This window comes from Serratia entomophila (assembly GCF_021462285.1).
Taxonomy (GTDB): domain Bacteria; phylum Pseudomonadota; class Gammaproteobacteria; order Enterobacterales; family Enterobacteriaceae; genus Serratia; species Serratia entomophila.
In genome coordinates this window covers 460,930-484,817 of the sequence record NZ_CP082787.1, presented here as the reverse complement: position 1 = coordinate 484,817, position 23,888 = coordinate 460,930, and the positions used below count along the sequence as shown (strand labels likewise).

Annotated in this window: 17 protein-coding genes, 1 tRNA gene and 1 pseudogene; 9 read left to right on the top strand and 10 right to left on the bottom strand. The window is 52.9% G+C overall.

The window, feature by feature from the left end; translation table 11 throughout:
- The first annotated feature begins 21 nt into the window (after positions 1-21).
- Positions 22-333 (top strand): hypothetical protein, encoded by a 312-nt coding sequence (locus KHA73_RS02240; RefSeq protein ID WP_234588134.1) that lies wholly within the window; start codon positions 22-24, stop codon positions 331-333.
- A gap of 182 nt (positions 334-515) precedes the next feature.
- Positions 516-1,277 carry an HNH endonuclease gene (locus tag KHA73_RS02235; protein WP_234588132.1) on the top strand — a complete coding sequence of 254 codons (762 nt, stop codon included), beginning with the start codon at positions 516-518 and terminating at the stop codon, positions 1,275-1,277.
- Positions 1,278-1,368: 91 nt separating this feature from the next.
- Here the strand turns inward: KHA73_RS02235 and KHA73_RS02230 are convergent, their stop codons facing one another.
- The 7 genes and pseudogenes from KHA73_RS02230 to lptF all read right to left on the bottom strand — a co-directional run bounded on the left by KHA73_RS02230 (position 1,369) and on the right by lptF (position 10,112).
- Positions 1,369-3,090: a response regulator receiver domain gene (locus KHA73_RS02230; RefSeq protein ID WP_234588130.1), complete on the bottom strand. Its 1,722-nt coding sequence runs from the start codon at positions 3,088-3,090 to the stop codon at positions 1,369-1,371.
- Positions 3,083-3,730 carry an ATP-binding protein gene (locus KHA73_RS24635; protein WP_380738668.1) on the bottom strand — a complete coding sequence of 216 codons (648 nt, stop codon included), beginning with the start codon at positions 3,728-3,730 and terminating at the stop codon, positions 3,083-3,085. Before KHA73_RS24635 ends, KHA73_RS02230 begins: the two co-directional genes overlap by 8 nt.
- Before the next feature lie 1,965 nt (positions 3,731-5,695).
- Positions 5,696-6,022 (bottom strand): annotated as a pseudogene (locus KHA73_RS24630) (ATP-binding protein); the annotation flags it as partial.
- 266 nt (positions 6,023-6,288) lie between these two features.
- On the bottom strand, positions 6,289-7,323 hold the full coding sequence (locus tag KHA73_RS02220; RefSeq protein ID WP_234588126.1) for a DNA cytosine methyltransferase: 1,035 nt from the start codon (positions 7,321-7,323) through the stop codon (positions 6,289-6,291).
- Positions 7,324-7,630: 307 nt separating this feature from the next.
- Positions 7,631-7,715, bottom strand: a tRNA-Leu gene (locus tag KHA73_RS02215).
- 232 nt (positions 7,716-7,947) lie between these two features.
- Complete coding sequence (lptG, locus tag KHA73_RS02210; protein WP_234588124.1) at positions 7,948-9,018, bottom strand: LPS export ABC transporter permease LptG; 1,071 nt, start codon at positions 9,016-9,018, stop codon at positions 7,948-7,950.
- A complete protein-coding gene (gene lptF, locus KHA73_RS02205; RefSeq protein ID WP_234588122.1) occupies positions 9,018-10,112 on the bottom strand; it encodes an LPS export ABC transporter permease LptF in 1,095 nt (364 codons plus the stop codon). Before lptF ends, lptG begins: the two co-directional genes overlap by 1 nt.
- Positions 10,113-10,393: 281 nt before the next feature.
- On the opposite strand from lptF, the gene pepA reads away from it, so the two are divergent.
- The 4 genes from pepA (at position 10,394) to KHA73_RS02185 (ending at position 16,161) form a co-directional block, all read left to right on the top strand.
- A complete protein-coding gene (gene pepA, locus KHA73_RS02200; RefSeq protein WP_061800569.1) occupies positions 10,394-11,905 on the top strand; it encodes a leucyl aminopeptidase in 1,512 nt (503 codons plus the stop codon).
- A gap of 210 nt (positions 11,906-12,115) precedes the next feature.
- On the top strand, positions 12,116-12,565 hold the full coding sequence (locus KHA73_RS02195) for a DNA polymerase III subunit chi (protein ID WP_234588120.1): 450 nt from the start codon (positions 12,116-12,118) through the stop codon (positions 12,563-12,565).
- Between the two features lie 13 nt (positions 12,566-12,578).
- The gene (locus KHA73_RS02190; RefSeq protein WP_234588111.1) at positions 12,579-15,455 is read left to right on the top strand and encodes a valine--tRNA ligase; all 2,877 of its coding nucleotides are present in this window, start codon (positions 12,579-12,581) and stop codon (positions 15,453-15,455) included.
- Between the two features lie 202 nt (positions 15,456-15,657).
- The gene (locus tag KHA73_RS02185; protein WP_234588100.1) at positions 15,658-16,161 is read left to right on the top strand and encodes a GNAT family N-acetyltransferase; all 504 of its coding nucleotides are present in this window, start codon (positions 15,658-15,660) and stop codon (positions 16,159-16,161) included.
- A gap of 192 nt (positions 16,162-16,353) precedes the next feature.
- Here the strand turns inward: KHA73_RS02185 and KHA73_RS02180 are convergent, their stop codons facing one another.
- Entirely contained in the window at positions 16,354-17,373 is a 1,020-nt protein-coding gene (locus KHA73_RS02180) for an acyltransferase family protein (protein ID WP_234588098.1), read from the bottom strand.
- Positions 17,374-17,936: 563 nt separating this feature from the next.
- On the opposite strand from KHA73_RS02180, the gene KHA73_RS02175 reads away from it, so the two are divergent.
- A complete protein-coding gene (locus KHA73_RS02175) occupies positions 17,937-19,544 on the top strand; it encodes a GMC family oxidoreductase (protein ID WP_234588097.1) in 1,608 nt (535 codons plus the stop codon).
- A gap of 16 nt (positions 19,545-19,560) precedes the next feature.
- Here the strand turns inward: KHA73_RS02175 and miaE are convergent, their stop codons facing one another.
- Both miaE and rraB read right to left on the bottom strand, forming a co-directional pair.
- Positions 19,561-20,325 carry a tRNA isopentenyl-2-thiomethyl-A-37 hydroxylase MiaE gene (gene miaE, locus KHA73_RS02170; protein WP_234588096.1) on the bottom strand — a complete coding sequence of 255 codons (765 nt, stop codon included), beginning with the start codon at positions 20,323-20,325 and terminating at the stop codon, positions 19,561-19,563.
- 42 nt (positions 20,326-20,367) lie between these two features.
- Complete coding sequence (gene rraB / locus KHA73_RS02165; protein ID WP_234588094.1) at positions 20,368-20,796, bottom strand: ribonuclease E inhibitor RraB; 429 nt, start codon at positions 20,794-20,796, stop codon at positions 20,368-20,370.
- A gap of 162 nt (positions 20,797-20,958) precedes the next feature.
- On the opposite strand from rraB, the gene argF reads away from it, so the two are divergent.
- Positions 20,959-21,978 carry an ornithine carbamoyltransferase gene (gene argF, locus KHA73_RS02160; RefSeq protein ID WP_234588092.1) on the top strand — a complete coding sequence of 340 codons (1,020 nt, stop codon included), beginning with the start codon at positions 20,959-20,961 and terminating at the stop codon, positions 21,976-21,978.
- 224 nt (positions 21,979-22,202) lie between these two features.
- Positions 22,203-23,771 (top strand): ABC transporter substrate-binding protein, encoded by a 1,569-nt coding sequence (locus KHA73_RS02155; RefSeq protein ID WP_234588090.1) that lies wholly within the window; start codon positions 22,203-22,205, stop codon positions 23,769-23,771.
- The last annotated feature ends 117 nt before the right edge of the window (positions 23,772-23,888 follow it).

Here is a 23,888-nt window from a genome sequence, read left to right as displayed (position 1 = left end):
ATGACATACGGAGATGTAATCATGGCTGATACTTTCACCTCTAAGCCCCACCCTGAGAACACCCTAACCCTCTATCGCGAACTGTTTAACCTGCTCGACCTCGACGCCTTAAATACTACGCAGCTCTTAGATCTAGCCGCCTTATCTGCCGAGCAGGCAGAAGGGTTATGCCATGGTCTGATGCTGTTCGGCGGCCTGCTGCAAAAGAACCCGCAGCTCGATGCCGACGGTTGGGAACAGCTGAATCACTATCTCAACGCTACCGCTCATCTGGTTCCTGCGCTGTGTAATCTGTATGGGCGTGCGCTGCGGGAAATGGAAGCCTGCGGCTAACATAGAACAACCTGCCAGGGCGATGCCTGTTTGCACCGCCCTCCCACTCCCTCCCTGCCGTTTTCAATAGATCTGGCCTAGAGATCACGACAAAAGTATTCATCAAGGTAGGCATTTTCTCCCCAGCCTGGCATAGTTAACACATTCGATAATTCGATGAGTTAACTGCTAGGTATTGACGCATGGCCACCGCAAAACTTTGGAATCGGGAAGAATTACTGGTCGCTTTCACGCTGTATAGCCAAATTCCGTTTGGCAAGCTCCACTCGAAGAATCCCGAGATAATCCACTATGCAAAACTGATTGACCGTACGCCGTCGGCGTTAGCCATGAAATTAGTGAATCTCGCCAGTTTGGATCCATTCATCACCGAATCTGGCCGCGGTGGTTTGAAAGGGGCATCCAATGCTGACCGGGAGTTGTGGAAAGAATTGAGCCAAGATATGGACTTGTTCGTTCAGCAATGCAAAAGAGCAATAGAACAACTGGAAACACCGGCCAGATCTGATTTTGATGAAGAGCCAAAAGATTTCAGTGGCAGAGATAGATTTTCTACGGTCAAAACACGTGTGGACCAAAACCTGTTTCGCAAGAATGTATTGGAAGCTTATGGGTATCGTTGCTGCATTACAGGGTTGGAAGAACCTGTTCTACTCGTTGCTAGCCATATCCTGCCCTGGAGTCACTCGATAGAACAGCGTCTTAATCCCAGTAATGGGTTGTGTCTATCTAGTTTACATGACAAGGCTTTTGATAGAGGATTAATCACGTTCGACGAGAACTTTGAGCTAGTATTATCGCCGCAACTCAAGAGGTTAAAGAGTAGTTTTTGTGTGGAAAATTTTGAAAAATATGAGGGTAAAAAACTGCGTTTACCAAATATTTTCAAACCTTCCCATAAGTATTTAAAATACCATAAAGAAAATATTTTTATCGCTTATTAAGTTATCAACAATTTACATCATAAAATAAAATCCTGGCAACCACTTAAAGGAAAATGATTGCCAGAAAAAATATGTACAACGCACTTTCCATCTAAAACTTGAAATGCCCTTTTGCTGCCAAACGTAAATATTCAGAATCAACGATGCCAATTCTCATCCATATATTAGCAAGACTAGCCATTTCACTAGTTGCCCTACTATATCTAATTTCACCAACCCATTCGAACTTTATTGGTATATCACCAACAGAGTTGAGAAAGAACTTAGTTGCTTCAAACTCGTTTACTTCCCTAGTAGCTCTCACTCGTTGAGTTTCATTATCCGGATTGAAATGGAATGTTTTGACAACTGGATATTTTTTATCAAAATATATCCCGACACTATCCCCTTCTGAATTAGTCACAACTAAATTATACTTTTTCCTACACTCACTACCTTCAATAAATACAAATGGACGAGACCCTTGAATTCTCAAAGTATCACATGCAGGAGTAAAGCACATTAAATATCGTTCATTCCCTCCCTCGTTAAACTTTAAAATCGTGCCAGTGGTTAACGATGGAAACCATCCAGGATTCATCAATCTGGTAGTAGAACCATACGCCTCACGGCGAAAAGCGACTAGTCTTGAAAATTCGTTTTGTGCTTTTTTTGACTTTTCAATATCCCCAGATATGGCTTCGGAAACCTTATTTCTTTTAATTTCAGGGAATCTAATTTTTTCACCATCATTATTTCTAAAATCATTATCACCTATTCCATGATGTAGCAAACAATCTAACACCTCTCTGTTTATAGTTATATTTTTATTCTCATCGCCACTTTTGACATCATAGCTAACAGGCTGTAATCTATCTGAAAATGCATCTAGCCAAAGAGATACAGTCTTTTTTTCTAAATACTCATCGGCTATTCTCTCCAATCCAAGAGCATTATCACACTCAGCTACCATTAATTCTCTCATTAGCTCTGCCACATCCCCAGGTGGGTTTGTAATAAGTCTATTTGAAATATAGGCAGAATCAATCGAAGCACCAAACCGAGTTAACATATGATGCGTATTTTTTCTTATTGCCCCAACTGCAGCCAGAGCGAAAGATGGTATTAGACCATTAGCAAAATTTGAAAACAATTTAATTAATTCATCAGGTAATTTTTTTGCTGATGTTGCGACCTTATTTTTAATCACAACAATAGTTGATGAACTATGAGCACACAGTTCTACACCTTGCATATTTTCAAGAGATACACCACCTCTTTGAAGATGTTCTTTCACATCATTAAAAATTGCTTCATTCAATGGCTCACCAGTATAAATACAAATAAGTCTTAAACGACCATTCTCTTGCGTATCTGCCCTGGCAATATCCTCAAGAATTTGTAACGTAAGTGATGAGTCCTTCGATTCAAGGTACCAATCAATAACAACTAAATCAGAAACTTTTGCAGCCAGAAGTGCACGATTTTTTTTCTCTTGTTGATTTTTGTTCAAATCATCAGGCAAAACAAAGGCGCAAGCAATCCCTCTTTCTGAAAAAACATCAGATACAGAACGTAAATCTAAATCATGTATACTTTCAATCGGTACAATATCAGGAGAGATTAGCTCTGATGGCTCATCGCCAAAACCAGACTCCTCTACCGTATCAACTTCTATAATTTCTTCTGAAGTGCTTTGCCGTACCCAAGGTTGATTATCTATGACCACAGCAGTCTTTAAAAACTTACCAACAGCACCTTGTATATGTTTATTCCAAATATCAGTGGGGTTTTCCTCACGTACCACAGACTCTAAGTTAACTATATCACTCATAATTCTCTTCCTTGGAAAAAATTTTAAACTGAGGAGGAATTTCAATCCCAGGGTTTACCAAAATTATATCAAAACCTTCTCTTCTTAATATTTCTTTAGTGATCGCCAACCCCATTCCTCTGCCACCAGGTTTCATTGTTTCGCCAAAATCAAAAATGCGATGAGAAATTCTTTCCTCTATTCCAGGGCCATTGTTTGATATAAAAAAACCAGACTCATCTGCATCAAGATATATCTTTTTATCCCCTTGAGCACGACTGTTCAACCAATATATAGCATTATCAATGACATTAATAAATGCCCCCATCAATGCTGAAGACTTACACTTAGCCTTAAAGCCACGAAAGGCATGGGTCACCTCTAGATATATATTTGAAGACAAAAACTGTTCACTAAAAACATTACGAATTACATTAAGTATCTCACTGCCTGACAACTCTATAGTTGTTCGATGCATTCTACGACCAAGTGGGTCTAGAACCTTTAAATACCCATCTAAGTGTTCTATGTGGGCGCGTAAATTCTTATAAAGGGGAGCTAACTGCGGATTCCTATCGGCCCATGGCTTTAGCTCTGACATAGAGGAACGAATTCCACGTGCTGCAGATTCAAATTCATGTTGTAGAATTCCCACAGACATTCCCATTTGAGCAAAATCGGAATAAAACTCCACTTGTTCTTCTAGAACTTGATTTCTAGCTTCAAGTGCTGCAAAACGATCATCAAGTGTTTCACGATCTTTGACCTCTGAGGCTAAATCAATAAGTTGCCGTTTAAACGAATCTAAAAGCTCAGTTTCACGCAAGCGAAGTTCTGCAATCTTCTGTTCTGCTTCATATCTAGCATTCTCAATTTCATCAGGCTTCTCTGCAGAACGTTTAGTAAACTCATCAACGAGCAATTCAATATTATATTTGAGTTCAGAAAATTCTTCTTTTAAAACCTCTTTAACTGAGCGATGCATATTCTCCAAAGCTTCAGTTGTTTCTCTCCGTAATCCTGAGAGCTCACGAACAGTATTATCCTTTTCGCGCTCTACATCTTGAAGCGCGGTAATTCGGCGCTCTGAAATTGTAATCCTATCTTTTTTAGAATTAGATAAAACATTGTCAATTTCAGCTCTGAGAGGTTCAAATACTCCGTCCTTCAACTGATTATATATCGCTTCATAAGCCACCCAGTCTTTTTTTATTTTATTGCTTAATGCAAGCCCTCTAGGAATTGACAATGCAAACTTGTTAGCTAAACGGTGTAATTTTTTCTGCGATTCTTGTTCAATCAATCTAATTCCTGATGCAAAATCTCCCAAGTCAAAATTAGATATTAAATTATTTACCTTAATATTTAAATCTGAGACTATCTTGCTTGCCTCTGTTTCGAAAAATCCTTCATTATATTCTTTAAAGAATGAGTTAAGTTCATTTTGGAAATTTGCCCTTCTACCATCGGCTTTTTCTTGCTGTTTTTTCAATATCGCAGCTTGGGTTGAGTATAATGTTTTTCCTTCATTAAAATCATCACCTTGAGGAGATCCCGTCCTAAAAAATTCATACGCCAACTGCCTAAAAAAATTGACAAGAATTCCACGAAAATCACGGTATGCTTGGTTTTCTCTAAAGCCTTCACGCCCTGCCTTCTCTGTCAATGCACCATTTAGCGAGTGTTTTATCGCAACATAACCAAAACCACGACGATAAGAAAAATACCAATCTTTAGCTGCTAATGTTCTTCTTTTCTCTATATCTAGCCAGTCAACATCCGAGTTGCCATATGGTAAAATACGAATCCCGTCACGATAAATATATAAACCACCAACCTTATCTGTTTTGGACGTAATTTCTGACCAATCATCAGGTGTGAGTCTGGTTTCAGTTGAACGACCTTGAACGTATCCATACCGAAGAGAAAAAGGCCCACACTTTGCTATTCTTCCTTGACCATCAGTCCAATTACATACAAACTTTCTCGGTTTTCCATAGATTGAAACCGAACCGACAAATTGCCCATACTCGTCAAACTCACCTTCAAAGTACTGATCAGTTCTTTTAAAATCATCATTATTGAAAAAACTCTTTTCCCCTATACGTTCAAAAATCCCATCAACTTTATGATCTCTAAATTCAGTTTTTATTAGTGGATCACTAATAGCCATCAAATTAGAGAAACCAAGTAAATTTCTTTCCAGCTTTGATGACTCTTTATCACTACCGCCATCAATATCATCATCAAGTTCAGGAGCAACGGGTAACAAAATAAAGTGAGTTCCATACCCATCACCAGAAAGAGTTAAGGGCTCTTTACTTTCCTTATTAAGAGTTTTATCTAAAATATCAGGACTGATATTTCTAATACGCAGAAGGTCGTCATTAAGCCTTGAAAAATCAAGTGGGTTGATTTCATTTTTTAATTTTTTTAAATTTTCGACTATACGATCAGCTAAACGCCCAATATCATCTTTCGTTGGTAATAAACCCTCTTCAAACTCCTCAATAGGTATATCAATAGAGCTAACATCCAAACCTGGCTGTTCAAAAATACCCCAATGAACGAGCACAACAACCAAACTTTTCAAACCATCTGGGCGCACCGCTCTAGTCATAAGTAAGGTTATTGGAGCTATAACTGCTATAGCGAGTCGGCCAATACCCTTCTCTCCCATAATTGAACGTCTCGGTGGGTTTTTAGGGCCACGCCAATCAGGCACATCTTCGGATGAATTTTTATTGGCATTAATACGTGACTCAGTCCCCAAAGTTAACCATCTAGTTTCGACATCATGGCGGGTCATACCATAACCGTCATCTCTTAAAATAAGCACACCATTTCGTCTAAAATAATCAACTTCGACTCTTTCTGCATAAGCATCATGTGCATTCTTGAATAGTTCATGGATCGCGGTGGGAATCCCGGCAATTTGCTGTCGACCTAACATATCGACAGCTCTGGCTCTAACCCTGAGCTGCGTCATAAAGACCTCTAATCGTTTATAATTCGGTTATATTATTGATTCTCATTAAAATATTAGCACACTAATAGTAACTAAAAATAAAATTAATTGCTAACATATTGAAATATCCTAGCGCGCTTTATCGAAATAAACAAAAAAATTTTAGAAATTAATTAAAAATGTTTAAGACACCGCTAATTAATTGAATTAATTATTTTTATACAAATATCATAACTCATACAATGATATAATTATGACTCAAGTGCCTTCTTTAAGCTTAAAGCAATAGTTTTCATCATTGCGGGGGGCACCGCATTACCAATTTGAGTCGCAATCTGACTTGAATTTCCCCAAAATACATAATCATCAGGAAAAGATTGTAGCCTAGCTGCCTCACGTAAAGTGATGGCCCTATGTTGAACAGGATGCGCATAACGGCCCTTCGTAATATCAGTGCAACCTGTAGTAAGAGTAGGTGCAACATCAGCCCATCGCATCCTCCCATAACTATCTGAAAAAGATGTATTTTTTGTATTTATATGACATGTAAGTTGCAAATGAGGAGGATGAGAGTCTCTGCCTCCACCATCGATCGGGGTATGCTTAAGACGCTCGATATTAATAACAGAATGTTTACGTGCATAATGTAGGGGGTCAGCTCCTGCAGCTTCTCTCCCCACAGGAGGAACAGTTAGATCTTGTATAGCCTCAGCAACAGTTTTTTTATCCTGATAGGCAATATCAATAGCGTTAACCAAAGACACCCCTTTGGCCGCAACTAGTATCATACGAGTACGGCGCTGTGGTACTCCAAGATCTGCAGCATCAACACGCATAGGCTCAGCTACATTATATCCAACTTGCTTTAACCATCCCCTGAACTCATCGAAAATCTCTGTCGATGCTAAACCAGGCACATTTTCTAAAAAAACTAGTGACGGGTTAAAGCGTTCAATAAATCTTTTAGACTCTCCTACAAGATTTCTTCGACTATCGTCCTTGCGCTTGTACTGATTTTGACTACTGAAGGGCTGGCAAGGTGCGCAGACAACAAGTAAATCTAATGCCCCCTGGATGAGATCTTCAAAATCATCAGGATCAACATCCCGTATATCCTTTTCTAAAAGACGGACAGTGGGATGATTTGCACGATAGGTATGACAAGCCCCAACATCGAAATCTACAGCCCCGACAACATTAAAACCTGCTTGTCTAAGCCCTAGAGAAACGGCTCCAGACCCGCAGAATAAATCGAGTGCAATTGGTTTTCGTAAGGAGTGTGCCATGAGAAGATCCCTAATTATTAGTGTGCTTCCCACACCTAAAAGTCATGATAAAAATGAAAATAAGCTTTTGATTCGATAAATATAAGCAAAAGTGTTTGGAGAGTCTAGATTTTTAGCCAGCTAAGATTATCGCGGCTAAGAGACAAAGAATCGCAATGTTACTGTTTGCAAAAGAAGCGGACTTATCGACGACACAGCCTCTGTGTACATACGCATAATCAAAACGTCATCAAACTAACAATTTAGAGTAATAATGCTTATAAACAAAAAACCACCTTTCGGTGGCTTCTTGTTCGCGCTGTACTAATGGTGCCGAAGGCCGGACTCGAACCGGCACGTATCTCTACGGTTGATTTTGAATCAACTGCGTCTACCGATTTCGCCACTTCGGCACTGAAGTAGTATGCGGAAAACGGGTGCATTATACCTTCCAGCGATCCGCGCGCAACACTTATCCGTTGTTCAATGAGTTAAGTGTTGAAAAAAGCGCCGGTCGGGCCGCATCGGGCGCTTTGCCCAATATCGCCGCTAGCCCCAAATTCGCCCCACGGCCCCCGCTGCGCCCCTCAAACAAAAAAGGCGCAGCCCAACGGCCGCGCCTTTCAACAATGCCCTGTTGCCCCGTTACCGGCGTTTCAGCAGCATATACACGCTAATCAACAGGAACAGCATGCTCGGCAGCAGCGCGCCCAGCACCGGCGGCATGTTATACACCAGGCTCAGCGGGCCGAAGATCTGGTCCAGCACGTAGAACAGGAAGCCGAAGCTGATGCCGGTCACCACGCGGATGCCCATCGGCACGCTGCGCAGCGGGCCGAAGATGAACGACAGCGCCATCAGCATCATCACCGCCACGGAAAGCGGCGAGAAGATTTTGCTCCACATGTTCAGTTGGTAGCGGTTGGCCTCCTGGCCGCTCTGCTTCAGGTACTTCACGTAGTTGTGCAGCCCGCTGATGGAAAGCGAGGTGGGATCCAGCGCCACCACGCCCAGCTTGTCCGGGGTCAGGTTGGTTTTCCATTCGCCGGTCAGCGTCTGGGTGCCGGTCACCTGTTTTTCGTTGGTCAGGTCGGAGGTATCCACCTGCGAAAGCTTCCACACCCCGCCTTCAAAGCTGGCGGTAGCGGCGTAGCGCACCGTCTCCAGCCTGCGCTGGTCGTTGAAGTGGTAAATGTTCACGCCGGAAAGCTCTTTCTCGCCGGAGACGCGCTCGATGTAGATGAAGTCGTTGCCGTCCTTCGCCCACAGCCCGCTCTTGGTGGAAAGCAGCGAACCGCCGTACATCTGCTGCGCGCGGTAGTTGCGCGCCATCTGGTCGCCCTGCGGCGCCACCCACTCGCCGATCGCCATGGTCAGCAATACCAGCGGAATGGCGGTTTTCATCACCGAGCCGGCGATCTGCATGCGGGTAAAGCCGGAGGCCTGCATCACCACCAGCTCGCTGCGCGTCGCCAGCTGGCCCAGGCCGAGCAGCGCGCCCAGCAGCGCCGCCATCGGGAAGAAGGTCTCGATGTCTTTCGGCACGCTCAGCAGGGTAAACATGCCGGCGCCCAGCGCGCTGTAATCGCCCTGGCCCACTCTGCGCAGCTGATCGACGAACTTGATGATGCCGGACAACGACACCAGCATGAACAACGTCATGATGATGGTGTTGAAAATCGTTTTACCGATATAACGGTCCAGTACGCCAAACATCAGGCGGCTCCTCTCAGGCGTGCGCGCAGCTTGCGCATCGGCACGGTATCCCACAGGTTCAGCGCCAGCGCGATGACGAAGTAAACGGCGTTAACCGCCCACAGCCAGATCATCGGGTCCAGCTTGCCCTTGCCGGCGTTGGAACGCAGCGAGGTCTGCAGCAGGAAGAAAATCAAATACAGCAGGATGGCCGGCAGCATGCTCAGCACGCGGCCCTGGCGCGGGTTCACCACGCTGAGCGGCACCACCAGCAGCGCCATCAGCACCACGGAGACCACCAGCGTCAGGCGCCAGTGGAACTCGGCGCGCGCGTCCGGATCGTCGGATCCCCACAGCGTCTTCATCGACATCTGTTCGGCCTGGCTGTTATCCACCGCCACCGTGCGGTGGCCAATCACCGCCTTGTAGTCGTTGAAGTCGGTAATGCGGAAGTCGCGCAGCAGCGCGGTGCCCTCGAAGCGGGTGCCCTTGTCGAGCGTCACCACCTGCGAGCCGTCCTTCAGCTGATTGATGTTGCCGTGCTCGGCCACCACCACCGAAGGGCGCTGGTTGCCGTTCGGCCGCAGCTGCGCCAGGAACACGTCATTGAAGGTGCTGCCCTTCACGTTGCCGATGAACAGCACCGCGTTGCCGTCCTGCGAAGGCTTGAACTGCCCTTCCGCCAGCCCGGCGATGCTCGGGTTGGCCTTCGCTTCGCTCAGCACCACGTCCTGATAGCGCGAAGCCACCGGCCCGGCCCAAAACACGTTCACCGCGGCAACCGCGGAGGTGAGCAGCGCCAGTATCATGGCGGCGATAATCAGGGTGCGTTTGCCCAGCCCGCAGGCGTGCATAACGGTGATTTCGCTTTCGGTATACAACCGCCCAAGCGTCATCAACAAGCCGAGGAACAGGCTTAAAGGCAGGATTAGCTGCGCCATCTTCGGCACACCTAATGCGAGCAGAGAAAGTACTAAGTTTGTCGGGACATCGCCGTCCACCGCATCGCCCAACACCCTGACCAGGTTCTGACAAAAGAAGATCAGAAGCAGGATGAACAGGATGGCGATTTGGCTCTTCAGCGTTTCCCGTACCAGATATCTTATGATGATCACGCTTATTACGCCTGTGAAAACTTGTCTTTTTGCAGGAAAATCGATAGTTTCATCGCTAATCCGCCATTTATTCTCATCATATGGCAACCTTCACAGCTAAAATAGTATTACAACATCTAGCATTTGGGTGTCCTATAGGAACTTGCTTATAGTCGCCAAAACAGAGCAATTTACGCCGTTCAGGTTAACATAGTTAGTTAACTCAAATGGCGGGAGATCGTTACGGAGTTGGTCATTCTAGCCGTAGCTTCCGCCTTTGTCTTTAAGATTCAGGAGAGTGCATGGAGTTCAGTGTAAAAAGCGGTAGCCCGGAAAAACAGCGCAGCGCCTGTATTGTAGTCGGTGTTTTCGAACCGCGCCGCCTGTCACCTATCGCAGAACAACTCGACAAAATCAGTGATGGTTATATCAGCGCATTGCTGCGCCGCGGCGAACTGGAAGGCAAAGTCGGGCAGACGTTATTGCTGCACCATGTGCCTAACATTCTCTCTGAACGCATCCTGCTGATCGGCTGCGGCAAAGAGCGCGAGCTCGATGAACGCCAGTACAAGCAGGTGATTCAGAAAACCATCAATACCCTCAACGATACCGGCTCCATGGAAGCGGTCTGCTTCCTCACCGAGCTGCACGTGAAAGGCCGCAACACCTACTGGAAGGTGCGTCAGGCGGTAGAAACCGCCAAAGAGACGCTCTACACCTTCGATCAGCTGAAAAGCAACAAGGTCGAGCCGCGCCGCCCGCTGCGCAAAATGGTGTTCAACGTGCCGACCCGCCGCGAGCTCACCAGCGGCGAACGCGCCATCCAGCACGGCCTGGCGGTGGCTTCCGGCATCAAGGCGGCCAAAGATCTCGGCAACATGCCGCCGAACATCTGCAACGCCGGTTACCTGGCCTCGCAGGCGCGCCAGCTGGCGGACGCCTTCAGCACCAACATCACCACCCGCGTCATCGGCGAACAGCAGATGAAAGAGCTGGGGATGAACGCCTATCTGGCGGTTGGCGCAGGTTCGCAGAACGAATCATTGATGTCGGTGATGGAATATAAGGGCAACCCAAACCCGGACGCTAAGCCGATCGTGCTGGTGGGTAAAGGCCTGACCTTCGATTCCGGCGGCATCTCGATCAAACCTGCCGAAGGCATGGACGAGATGAAGTACGACATGTGCGGCGCCGCGACGGTGTACGGCGTGATGCGCGTGGTGGCGGAGCTGAACCTGCCGCTGAACGTGATCGGCGTGCTGGCCGGCTGTGAGAACATGCCGGGCGGCCGCGCCTATCGCCCGGGCGACGTGCTGACCACCATGTCCGGCCAGACCGTCGAGGTGCTGAACACCGACGCCGAAGGCCGCCTGGTGCTGTGCGACACCCTGACCTACGTCGAGCGCTTCGATCCGGAGCTGGTGATCGACATCGCCACCCTGACCGGCGCCTGCGTGATCGCCCTGGGCCACCACATCACCGGCCTGATGTCGAACCACAACCCGCTGGCGCACGAGCTGATCGGCGCCTCCGAGCAGGCCGGCGACCGCGCGTGGCGCCTGCCGATGGCCGACGAATACTACGAGCAGCTGGACTCCAACTTCGCCGATATGGCAAACATCGGCGGCCGTCCGGGCGGGGCTATCACCGCAGCCTGCTTCCTGTCGCGCTTCACCCGCAAGTACAGCTGGGCGCACCTGGACATCGCCGGCACCGCCTGGCGCTCCGGCAAGGCCAAAGGCGCCACCGGCCGCCCGGTCGCGCTGCTGTCGCAGTTCTTGCTCAACCGTGCAGGACTGAACGGCGACGATTAAATCTGAGCGGTAATTCAGGTATAATCCCTCAAGGGTACAGCATGCTGTACCCTTGTATTTTTAGTAATGGTGCACAATTTTATAAACCCGATAGCTTTCGAGTTGCAGCCAGGCGGCAACCGAGAGGATCCCCAGGAGCTTACACCGGTAAGCGACTGGGGTGAGGGAGGGCAGCCAACACAGCTGCAGCTTGAAAGATGAAGGGGTTATATGAAGCAGGCAACGTTCTATCTTATCGAACACGCAGAACCGACGGGCGCGCTCAGCGCGCATGAAGCGGTGGCCTGCGCCGTCGCCGCCGAACGTTGGCGTGCCGGCAAGCGGGTGCTGATCGCCTGCGAGAGCCAGGAACAGGCCCAGCGGCTGGACGAAGCGCTGTGGCAGCGCGAACCCCACCAGTTCGTGCCGCACAACCTGGCCGGCGAGGGGCCGCACTACGGCGCCCCGGTGGAGCTGTGCTGGCCCGGCAAACGCGGCAACGCCCCGCGCGATCTGCTGATCGCCCTGCTGCCAGAGTTTGCAGATTTTGCTACCGCTTTCCATGAAGTGGTAGACTTCGTCCCTTACGAAGACACCCTGAAACAGTTGGCGCGCGACCGTTACAAAGCCTATCGCAGCGTCGGCTTCCATTTGACCACGGCTACGCCGCCAACTCACTGAACAACGATATAAAATGGAAAAGACAAACAGTCAGCTCGACACCGCATACGACCCAAAACAGATCGAACAGAAGCTGTACGATCACTGGGAAGGCCAGGGTTACTTCAAGCCGAACGGCGACACCAGCCAGGAAAGCTTCTGCATCATGATCCCGCCGCCGAACGTCACCGGCAGCCTGCACATGGGCCACGCGTTCCAGCAGACCATCATGGACACCATGATCCGCTACCAGCGCATGCAGGGTAAAAACACCCTGTGGCAGGCCGGTACCGACCACGCCGGCATCGCCACCCAGATGGTGGTGGAGCGCAAGATCGCCGCGGAAGAAGGCAAAACCCGCCACGACTACGGCCGCGATGCGTTCATCGAAAAAATCTGGCAGTGGAAAGCGGAATCCGGCGGCACCATCACCCGCCAGATGCGCCGCCTCGGCAACTCCGTGGACTGGGAGCGCGAGCGCTTCACCATGGACGAAGGCCTGTCGAACGCGGTGCGCGAAGTGTTTGTCCGTCTGCACAAAGAAGACCTGATCTACCGCGGCAAGCGCCTGGTGAACTGGGATCCTAAACTGCGCACCGCCATCTCCGATCTGGAAGTGGAAAACCGCGAGTCCAAAGGCTCCATGTGGCACCTGCGCTACCCGCTGGCCGACGGCGCCAAAACCGCCGAGGGCAAAGACTATCTGGTGGTGGCCACCACCCGTCCGGAAACCGTGCTGGGCGATACCGGCGTGGCGGTCAACCCGGAAGATCCGCGTTACAAAGACCTGATTGGCAAAGAGATCATTCTGCCGCTGGTCGGCCGCCGCATCCGCATCGTCGGCGACGAGCACGCCGACATGGAAAAGGGCACCGGCTGCGTGAAGATCACCCCGGCGCACGACTTTAACGACTACGAAGTCGGTAAACGTCACGGCCTGCCGATGATCAACATCCTGACCTTCGACGGCGATATCCGCCAGCAAGCCGAGGTGTTCAACACCCTGGGCGAAGTCTGCGCCGACTACTGCAGCGAGATCCCGGCCGAGTTCCGCGGCCTGGAGCGCTTCGCCGCGCGTAAGGCGGTGGTTGCCGCCTTCGAGCAGCAGGGCCTGCTGGAAGAGATCAAACCGCACGACCTGACGGTGCCCTACGGCGACCGCGGCGGCGTGGTGATCGAGCCGATGCTGACCGACCAATGGTACGTGCGCACCGCGCCGCTGGCCAAAGTGGCGGTGGAAGCGGTCGAGCAAGGCGACATTCAGTTCGTGCCGAAGCAGTACGAAAACATGTACTTCAGCTGGATGCGCGACATTCAGGACTGGTGCATCTCGCGCCAGCTGTGGTGGGGCCACCGCATTCCGGCCTGGTACGACGTGAACGGCAAGGTCTACGTCGGCCGCAGCGAGGAAGAAGTGCGCAGCGAGAACAACCTGGGCGCCGACGTGGCGCTGACCCAGGACGAAGACGTGCTGGACACCTGGTTCTCCTCCGGCCTGTGGACCTTCTCCACCCTGGGCTGGCCGGAGCAGACCGAAGCGCTGAAAACCTTCCACCCGACCAGCGTGATGGTCAGCGGCTTCGACATCATCTTCTTCTGGATCGCGCGCATGATCATGCTGACCATGCACTTCATCAAGGATGAAAACGGCAAGCCGCAGGTGCCGTTCAAGACCGTCTACATGACCGGCCTGATCCGCGACGACGAAGGCCAGAAGATGTCCAAGTCCAAGGGCAACGTCATCGATCCGCTGGACATGGTCGACGGCATCTCGCTGGAAGATCTGCTGGAAAAACGCACCGGCAACATGATGCAGCCGCAGCTGGCGGAGAAAATCCGCAAGCGCACCGAGAAGCAGTTCCCGAACGGCATCGAGCCGCACGGCACCGACGCCCTGCGCTTCACCCTGGCGGCGCTGGCCTCGACCGGCCGCGACATCAACTGGGACATGAAGCGCCTGGAAGGCTACCGCAACTTCTGCAACAAGCTGTGGAACGCCAGCCGCTTCGTGCTGATGAACACCGAAGAGCATGACTGCGGCTTCAACGGCGGCGAGAAAGTGCTGTCGCTGGCGGACCGCTGGATCCTGGCCGAATTCAACCGCACGGTGAAAGCCTACCGCGAAGCGCTGGACACCTACCGCTTCGACCTGGCGGCCAACATCCTGTACGAATTCACCTGGAACCAGTTCTGCGACTGGTACCTGGAGCTGACCAAGCCGGTAGTGAGCAACGGCAGCGAAGCGGAACAGCGCGGCACCCGCCACACGCTGATCACCGTGCTGGAAGCGTTGCTGCGTCTGGCGCACCCGATCATTCCGTTCATCACCGAGACCATCTGGCAGCGCGTGAAGCCGCTGACCGGCGCCGCCGCAGACACCATCATGCTGCAGCCGTTCCCGGCCTACGACGCCGCGCTGGAAGACGAGCAGGCGCTGAACGATCTGGAGTGGATCAAGCAGGCGATCACCGCGGTGCGCAACATCCGCGCCGAGATGAACATCGCGCCGAGCAAGCAGCTGGACGTGCTGCTGCGCAACTGCAGCGCCGACGCCCAGCGCCGCCTGCAGGAAAACCAGAGCTTTATCGCCCGCCTGGCGCGCCTGTCTTCCATCGCGCCGCTGCCGGCCGGTGAAAAAGGCCCGGTGTCCGTCACCAAACTGGTGGACGGCGCCGAGCTGCTGATCCCGATGGCCGGCTTTATCGACAAAGACGCCGAGATCGCGCGTCTGGCGAAAGAGATGGGCAAGCTGGATGCGGAAATCGCCGCCATCGAAGGCAAACTGGCCAACGAAGGCTTCGTGGCGCGCGCGCCGGAAGTGGTAGTCGCCAAAGAGCGCGAACGTCTGGCGGCCTGCAAAGAAGGCAAGGTGAAGCTGCAGGAACAGCAGGCGACCATCGCCGCGCTGTAATTTACGGCTTGCGCCAACGGTTGAAAACAGCGGGGATTTCCCCGCTGTTTTTTTATCGCCGTTGCATCTGGCCCAGCTTCAGTGTTATTACAAAGCAAGTACGAATGAATGCCGCATGGACGCTGCCGGGAAATAAACCTGGCGCGTTTTGCGCTGCGATAAAAACAAACCTGAGCTCTGTTAATTTATGGCGAGTGTAAACATGACAACAGCAACCCCAGTGCGTCTTCTGGTGCGCCCAATAACGGCTGCAGATAATGCCGCTATTGCTAACGTCATTCGCGAAGTCTCCGCCGAGCATGGCCTGACGGCGGATAAAGGCTATACCGTCTCCGATCCCAATCTGGACAGCCTGTACCAGCTCTACAGCCTGCCGCGCAGCGCCTACTGGGTGATCGAGGTCGACGGCCGGATCGCCGGCGGCGGCGGCGTCGCGCCGCTGCAGGGCGGTGAAGAGGACGTTTGCGAGCTGCAGAAAATGTATTTCCTGCCGATGTTGCGCGGCCAGGGTTTGGCGAAACGCCTGGCGCTGCAGGCGCTGGACTTCGCCCGCCAGCACGGCTTCCGCCGTTGTTATTTAGAAACCACCGCCAGCCTGACGCAGGCCGTCGGGCTGTATGAGCATTTGGGCTTCGAGCACATCGGCCACGCCATGGGCGCCACCGGCCACGTCGACTGCGAAGTCACCATGCTGAAGAGCCTTTAACTCCTTAACCATGCATGGCTCCCTGCTGAATATCTTTGCTGTTATCCAGGGGAGTATGCATTGCTGATGTTTCAATCGGCTATTGTATGTTTAGGAAAAGCCTCGGGCTGTGAGTTATGGCCAATATCATCACGATAAATGGTAAAAAAAATGGGCGGCCCACACGCCACCCATTTTATCGACACGTTAAACTCAACCGGCGCTATTTGCCTTTAATTCAAATGGCTTTTTTATAAACTGCTCAATTCGGGTAAGCACAAGGCTTGTCAGATACGAAATCACAATTAAGAGAATCAGTATTAACGGTGTGTATTCCGGGTAATAAATTACTTTGGGAGCAAAATGGTAGCAATAGAAGGTATGCGTCAACCACATGTACATCGAGTTGCGTCCCAATTCGCTGATAACCCCATTCACTTTTGCATTTGATTTATCGGAAACCTTAACCAAAGCGAGAATAAAGAACGGCGTGGCTAGCACAAGCCCTAAACCTTTCCCTCCAACGAAAGCAATAATTGTCAGGATGAAAAGCCAAATCGCATGAACGCCGTTAACTTTACGTAACATTTTTGAAATAAAAGAAGTTTCCGGGAAATTACCGGCACGGCCAAACACGATCCCGAGGCCAAACGGCAGCAGCCAAATCAGGTAATCAGTAATGAATGTAGGCACAAAATCATACCCGGATAATACCTTGCCGATCCCGGTACCTAAGAATACGATAACCAAGATAGCGTAGTTGTTCAGCCTGACAAACAGTGGTAAAGACAGTACATAAAGCACATAGAGCTTGAAGAACCACCATTCACCATTATATGTTGACTTAATACCAATAAAGTTTTCCAGGAACGTCGGAATGGACGTCGAGAACCTTGCTCCAGAGTAAAAAACGATGCCGATAGAGAAGAAAATAAAAAGAACCAGCCAGTAACTGATATAAAGATTCTTCAACTTCCCATAAATATATTTAGCCGAAACCTCTCTTCTTAAAGAAAAACCGTAGCCGGAAAGAAATAAAAACATGGAAACGCAAATCTTCCCAAACAAACCGATATAGGTTTCAATATACATACCGGTACCCGGGAGCATGCCGATATATTTCACGGTGACATCAGGACTAATTCTATCTGGAAAGGCGAAAAGGTGGTGAACCAGCATTAAGATAATGGCTATCCCTTTCAGGTAGTTCGACTTCTCTATCGAAATGTTCATGATTAATATGGTATCAATGTGATTTGGTAGAAGTATCATACAGTATAAAAATTTTCATTCCACCCCCCCTTAACGAGGGGACAACAAGCTCACCATGGCGATATTAAGAATAATCAAATGGACAATTTCTGCATGCTAATCTTTTCTCTGCATAAGCAGAGCAAACTTGCATCAGGCCTAAAAAAATAAAAATTCATTTATTTTCAATATATTAAACCAAAGACACTAACGCAACATACCTACTGAATTAAACTTATTTAATGTAATGATATTAACGAGCTTTTTCACCCTGCCTGCTATATCAATTCATCGACCAACCACGGTGATAATACGCTGGATTCATCCCATTCCCCTGGCACCTATCGCCAGGCTCACAGACGTCTCAAGCAAAAAAGACAACTTTATTAATATGAAAAACAAAAAATAACAATATGATTTTTAATCAAAAAATAAAACAATCACAAAAAATATGTGACATTCATTAACATTTTAACGATTGGAATTTGACCCAGAATAATGCTGCGTTACTCTGCCAGCATCCCTATCGCGCACGGAGAGCTGTCATGTCGGAAAACTCATTTGATTACATTATCGTTGGCGCCGGTTCCGCCGGCTGCGTGCTGGCGGCACAGCTGATCCGCCGCACCCAGGCGCGGGTGCTGCTGCTGGAAGCGGGCGGCGACGACAATAACCTGTTTATCAAAATGCCGGCCGGCGTGGCGAAGATCATCGCCAAGAAAAGCTGGCCGTACGAGACCGAACCGGAGCCGCACGCCAACAACCGCCGCATGCAAATCGCCCAGGGCAAGGTGCTGGGCGGCAGCAGCTCGGTCAACGGCATGATCTACATCCGCGGCCAGCGGCAGGATTACGACGAATGGGCCGAGCGCTACGGCTGCACCGGCTGGGGCTATCAGGATCTGCTGCCCTACTTCAAGCGCGCCGAGGCCAACGAAAGCCTGTCCGACGGCTATCACGGCGGCGAGGGGCTGCTGCCGGTCAGCGAGAACCGCTACCGCCACCCGCTCAGCATGGCGTTTATCCGCGCCGGCCAGGAGCTGAACCTGCCCTACCGCAACGACTTCAACGGCGACAGCCAGCACGGCGTCGGCTTCTACCAGACCACCACCCGCAACGGCGAACGCGCCAGCACCGCGCGCACCTACCTGCAGGCGGTGCGCGACGAGCGGCGGCTGGTGGTGAAGCTGAACGCGCTGGTGCACCGGCTGACCTTCGACGGCAACGTCGCCACCGGCGTGGTCTACAGCCAGAACGGCGGCGCCGAGGTGAGCGCGCAGGCCACGCGGGAAGTGATCGTCAGCGCCGGGGCGGTCGGCTCGCCGAAGCTGCTGCTGCTGTCCGGCATCGGCCCGCGCGAGCACCTTCAGCAGCTGGGCATCGAGGTGCGGGCGGATCTGCCGGTCGGCAAGAATTTCCACGATCATCTGCATATGTCGATCAACGTCAGTACCCGCGAGCCCATCAGCCTGTTCGGCGCCGATCGCGGCCTGCAGGCGCTGGGGCACGGCGCGCAGTGGCTGGCGTTCCGCAGCGGCGTGCTCAGCTCCAACGTGCTGGAAGGCGCCGCCTTCAGCGACAGCCTGGGCGACGGCCGGCCGGACGTGCAGATCCACTTCCTGCCGCTGCTCGACAGCTGGGACGACGTGCCCGGCGAGCCGCTGCCGAATATCCACGGCTTCACGCTGAAGGTCGGCTATCTGCAGCCGAAGGCGCGCGGCCAGGTGCAGCTGCGCAGCCGCAACCCGGCCGATCCGGTCAAACTGCAGGCCAACTACCTCGGCCATCCGGAGGATCTGGCCGGCAGCGTGCGCGCGGTGAAGTTCGGCCTGCGTTTCCTGCAGACCGCAGCGCTGAAACCGCTGATCAAAGACCTGTTGATGCCACAGCCGGAATGGACCCGCGACGAGGCGCAGCTGGAGGAGTTCGTGCGCAACTTCTGCAAGACGGTGTATCACCCGGTGGGCAGCTGCCGCATGGGCCAGTCGCCGCAGGACTCAGTAACCGATCTGCAGCTGCGGGTGCACGGTTTTGAACGGCTGCGGGTGATCGACTGCTCGGTGATGCCGCAGGTGACCAGCGGCAACACCAATGCGCCGACCATCATGCTGGCGGAAAAGGCGGTGGACCTGCTGCTGGGCGCCCCGCAGTAACGGAGCGCCCGGGCAATCAGGCGGCGGCGGGCACGCCGCTGTGGAAGCGCAGCTCGCCGTCCGGCGACAGGATCAGCTCTGCCTCGATGCGGCCGAAGTGGGCCACACGTTCGCTGATGTCGCCGCCGGCGATCTGTTCCGCCAGCTGCAGGTAATCCTGGTAGTGGCGCGCCTCGGATCGCAGCAGCGAGACGTAAAAACGGTTGAGCTCGTCGTCCAGGTGCGGCGCCAGCCTGGCGAAGCGTTCGCAGGATCGCGCCTCGATATAGGCGCCGCAGATCAGTTTGTCGATCAGCGTGGCCGGATCGTGGGTGCGGATCTCGCGGATCATCCCCTTGGCGTAGCGGCTGGCGGTGATCTTGCGGTACGGAATGCCGCGCGCCTGCATGATCTCCAGCACCTGCGAGAAGTGATGCAGCTCTTCTTTGATCAACAGCACCATTTTGTCCGCCAGCTCCTGGCCGTAGGCCGAGCCGTTTTTCGGCAGGATCTTGCGGGTGAACTGGCCCTGCTGGAACAACGCGTCCGGCACGCCCTGCGCTTCGTGCAGAAACGCCTCGTAGGGCCGCAGCAGCGCCAGCAGCGCGTCGCCGCTCTCTTTGTCCGCCACGTAGCGGCGGATCAGCCACATGCCGGTCTGCGCCGCCTTCAGCTCGCACACCATATGGTCGGTCAGCAGCAGCTGCAGGTTTTCCGGGCGGCGCGCGGCATCGATCCAGGCGTCGGGGGTTTCGCAGTGCAGGAAGTTTAAAATTGGGGCTAACAGGGATTGGTATTTCATGTCGTTTATCAGGGGCCGACGAGAGCCGGCCCGCAGGATTAATCAGTGGCGTTTGCCGTCGTCGTCTTCGTCGATGAAGTCACCGTCTTCGTCATCCTCACCCTCGTCTTCGCCGTTCGGATCTTCAAAGTAGGTGCCCCAGCCATCGTAGTTGACGCCGCAGCGTTCCGCCAGCGCCACCAGCTGCTCCACCTGGGTGTCGATCAGCTCGGCGTTCAGGCCGACTTCGCTGATCACGTCGCAGCACATCACCAGTGAACCGTCTTCCACTTCCAGCTCTTCGGCGTCGGTCACTTCGTAGCCCAGCTTGAAGGCTTCAACGGCGGCCTGCTCCAGAACCTCAAACTTCTCGGCGGAGAGATGGTGCTCGATAGTGTAGAGCGCGTCCGGATCGCTGCCGTCTTCCAGCAGTTCTTCGATGATCAGGCGGGTCTCTTCACGTTGTTCTTCCAGCAATTCGCGGTTTGCCATGCCTATATCCTCAAGTCAAATGGCCTTCATTCCTTCTATTTTCACACAGCGCCGACATTGCTTCCACGATAAACGTGAAAGATTTCTATCGCGGGGTTGAAATTGAATATTCATACATATAAAGTGAATTTTAATTCAATTAAGCAATCGGGATATACGCCAATGAGCACCAGCAACCCGTTCTACAGACGTCACTTTCTGAGGTTAATGGATTTCACCCCCGCAGAGCTGCAGGCGCTGCTGCGGCTGTCGGCCGAATTGAAGCTGGCCAAGAAGCAGGGCCAGGAAAAACGCCGGCTGCAGGGCAAAAACATCGCGCTCATCTTCGAAAAAGACTCGACCCGCACCCGATGCTCTTTCGAAGTTGCCGCATTCGATCAGGGCGCCCAGGTGACCTATCTCGGCCCGAGCGGCAGCCAGATCGGCCATAAGGAATCGATGAAGGACACCGCCCGGGTGCTGGGCCGCATGTACGACGGCATTCAGTACCGCGGCTACGGCCAGCAGCTGGTGGAAACCCTGGCCAACCACGCCGGCGTGCCGGTGTGGAACGGGCTGACCAACGAGTTCCACCCGACCCAGCTGCTGGCGGACCTGCTGACGGTGCAGGAGCAATTGCCGGGCAAGGCGCTGAACCAGGTGAAGTTCGCCTACGTCGGCGACGCGCGCAACAACATGGGCAATACCCTGCTGGAGGCCGCCGCGCTGGCGGGCATGGATCTGCGGCTGGTGGCGCCGAAGGCCTGCTGGCCGCAGGCGGAGCTGGTGGCCGAATGCCGGGCGCTGGCGCAGCAGACCGGCGCCAGGATCACCCTGACGGAAGATATCGCCGAAGGGGTGAAAGACGCCGACTTCCTGTATACCGACGTGTGGGTGTCGATGGGCGAGCCGAAAGAAACCTGGCGCGAGCGCATCGCGCTGCTGAGGCCGTATCAGGTCAACATGGCGATGGTGAAGCTGACCGGCAACCCGAACGTCAAGTTCCTGCACTGCCTGCCGGCCTTCCATGACGACCAGACCACCCTCGGCAAGCAAATGGCGGAGCAGTACGGCCTGCACGGCGGCATGGAGGTCACCGACGAAGTGTTCGAATCGCCGCACAGCGTGGTGTTCGATCAGGCGGAAAACCGGCTGCACACCATCAAGGCGGTGCTGGTCGCCACCCTCAGCGACACGATTTAAAGCATATTGCCGGGGCGCGTCACGCACAGGCAATGGGGAGCGCAGGCGACATCGCGCTCCCCACCCCCTTCAGCCATTCCGGCAACCTTCTCCAGGGCGTCCAGGCTATTCCCGGCATATCAAATAACCGATTGACCTTTGCCAACCTCGGACCTTGGTGCGAAAACCAACGATAACAAACACTTCTCAGCGCCATGCGTGGCGCCTTCGGGGGATACACATCGATGAAAGCCAAAATCTTGCCGCTGTTAATGCTTGCCGCCCTGCCCGCCGCCGCGCTGGCCGCGACCCCGCCGAACACCCTGGTGGTGGTGCAATCGCTGGACGACATCGTCAGCCTCGATCCGGCGGAAGCCAACGAACTCTCCAGCATCCAGACGGTGCCGAGCCTGTATCAGCGGCTGGTGCAGGCGGATCGCGATAACCCGGCCAAGGTGGCGCCGGTGCTGGCGGAAAGCTGGCGGAGCGACGCCGCGGCGAAAACCCTGACGGTGAAGCTGCGCCCGCAGGCGGCGTTCTCCTCCGGCAACCCGCTTACCGCCGACGACGTGATCTTCTCCTACGGCCGCGCGGTGAAAATGAACAAATCGCCGGCGTTTATCCTCAACGTGCTCGGCTGGCAGCCGGACAATATCGATGCGCAGCTGAAGAAGATCGACGATCATACCCTGCAGCTGAGCTGGACGGCGGACGTCAGCCCGGCGGTGGCGCTGAATATTCTCTCTACGCCGATCGCCTCGATCGTCGACAGCAAAGCGGCGCTGGCCAACGTCAAAGACGGCGACTACGGCAACGCCTGGCTGAAAATGCACTCCGCCGGCAGCGGCCCGTTCAAGATGCGCGTTTACCAGCCGCATCAGGCGATCGTGCTGGACGCCAACCCGGGTTCGCCGGGCGACAAGCCGCAGCTGAAAAGCATCATCATTAAGAACGTGCCGGACCCGGCCACCCGCCGCCTGCTGATCCAGCAGGGCGATGCCGACATCGCGCGCGAGCTGGGCGCCGACCAGACCGACACGCTGAAAAACCAGCCGGGCGTTAAGGTGCTGGAGATCCCGTCCGCCGAGCAAAACTACCTGGTGTTCAATACCGGCAACGGCGCCAACCCGCTGCTGAACAACCCGGCCTTCTGGGAGGCGGCGCGCTACCTGATCGATTATCAGGGCATTACCCAGGATCTGCTGAAGGGCCAGTACTTCGTGCACCAGAGTTTCCTGCCGGTCGGGCTGCCGGGCGCGCTGGAAACCAACCCGTTCAGCTTCGATCCGGCCAGGGCCAAGGCGATCCTGGCCAAGGCCGGTATCAGCAACGCCGCCTTTACGCTGGACGTGGAGAACAAGCCGCCGTTCATCACCATCGCCCAGGCGCTGCAGGCCAGCTTCGCCGCCGCCGGCGTGAAGGTGGAGCTGCTGCCGGCCGCCGGCAGCCAGGTGTATTCCCGAGTGCGCGCCAAACAGCACCAGGCGGCGATCCGCCTGTGGATCCCGGATTACTTCGACGCCCACTCGAACGCCAGCGCCTTCGCCTACAACGACGGCAAGAGCAGCACGGTAGCCGGGCTGAACGGCTGGCAGATCCCGCAGTTGAACCGGCAAACGCTGGCGGCGGTGGCCGAAGCCGATCCGGCCAAGCGCAGCGCGCTGTATACCGCCATGCAGCAGGAGCTGCAGCGCAGCTCGCCGTACGTGTTTATCGACCAGGCCAAGACCGAAGTGGTGCTGCGCGACAACGTCAAGGGCTACCGGCAGGGGCTGAACGCCGACATGGTCTACTACGATCGCGTCAGCAAATAAGCGGCGGGCGGCCGGTGCCAGCCAATCGATTGCGAAAGCGCAAAAATCGACGTTTTAGCGCTTGCAGTGGCGAAAAGCGCGAGTATAATGCGCGACAATTTGCCAGGAGAAAGCATG

What these genes read in the sequence shown, in the direction of transcription:
- KHA73_RS02240 (WP_234588134.1), top strand. Translation starts at nt 22, where the DNA reads ATGGCTGATACTTTCACCTCTAAGCCCCACCCTGAGAACACCCTAACC.
- KHA73_RS02235 (WP_234588132.1), top strand. Translation starts at nt 516, where the DNA reads ATGGCCACCGCAAAACTTTGGAATCGGGAAGAATTACTGGTCGCTTTC.
- KHA73_RS02230 (WP_234588130.1), bottom strand. Translation starts at nt 3,090, where the DNA reads ATGAGTGATATAGTTAACTTAGAGTCTGTGGTACGTGAGGAAAACCCC.
- KHA73_RS24635 (WP_380738668.1), bottom strand. Translation starts at nt 3,730, where the DNA reads ATGTCTGTGGGAATTCTACAACATGAATTTGAATCTGCAGCACGTGGA.
- KHA73_RS02220 (WP_234588126.1), bottom strand. Translation starts at nt 7,323, where the DNA reads ATGGCACACTCCTTACGAAAACCAATTGCACTCGATTTATTCTGCGGG.
- lptG (WP_234588124.1), bottom strand. Translation starts at nt 9,018, where the DNA reads ATGTTTGGCGTACTGGACCGTTATATCGGTAAAACGATTTTCAACACC.
- pepA (WP_061800569.1), top strand. Translation starts at nt 10,394, where the DNA reads ATGGAGTTCAGTGTAAAAAGCGGTAGCCCGGAAAAACAGCGCAGCGCC.
- KHA73_RS02195 (WP_234588120.1), top strand. Translation starts at nt 12,116, where the DNA reads ATGAAGCAGGCAACGTTCTATCTTATCGAACACGCAGAACCGACGGGC.
- KHA73_RS02190 (WP_234588111.1), top strand. Translation starts at nt 12,579, where the DNA reads ATGGAAAAGACAAACAGTCAGCTCGACACCGCATACGACCCAAAACAG.
- KHA73_RS02185 (WP_234588100.1), top strand. Translation starts at nt 15,658, where the DNA reads ATGACAACAGCAACCCCAGTGCGTCTTCTGGTGCGCCCAATAACGGCT.
- KHA73_RS02180 (WP_234588098.1), bottom strand. Translation starts at nt 17,373, where the DNA reads ATGAACATTTCGATAGAGAAGTCGAACTACCTGAAAGGGATAGCCATT.
- KHA73_RS02175 (WP_234588097.1), top strand. Translation starts at nt 17,937, where the DNA reads ATGTCGGAAAACTCATTTGATTACATTATCGTTGGCGCCGGTTCCGCC.
- miaE (WP_234588096.1), bottom strand. Translation starts at nt 20,325, where the DNA reads ATGAAATACCAATCCCTGTTAGCCCCAATTTTAAACTTCCTGCACTGC.
- rraB (WP_234588094.1), bottom strand. Translation starts at nt 20,796, where the DNA reads ATGGCAAACCGCGAATTGCTGGAAGAACAACGTGAAGAGACCCGCCTG.
- argF (WP_234588092.1), top strand. Translation starts at nt 20,959, where the DNA reads ATGAGCACCAGCAACCCGTTCTACAGACGTCACTTTCTGAGGTTAATG.
- KHA73_RS02155 (WP_234588090.1), top strand. Translation starts at nt 22,203, where the DNA reads ATGAAAGCCAAAATCTTGCCGCTGTTAATGCTTGCCGCCCTGCCCGCC.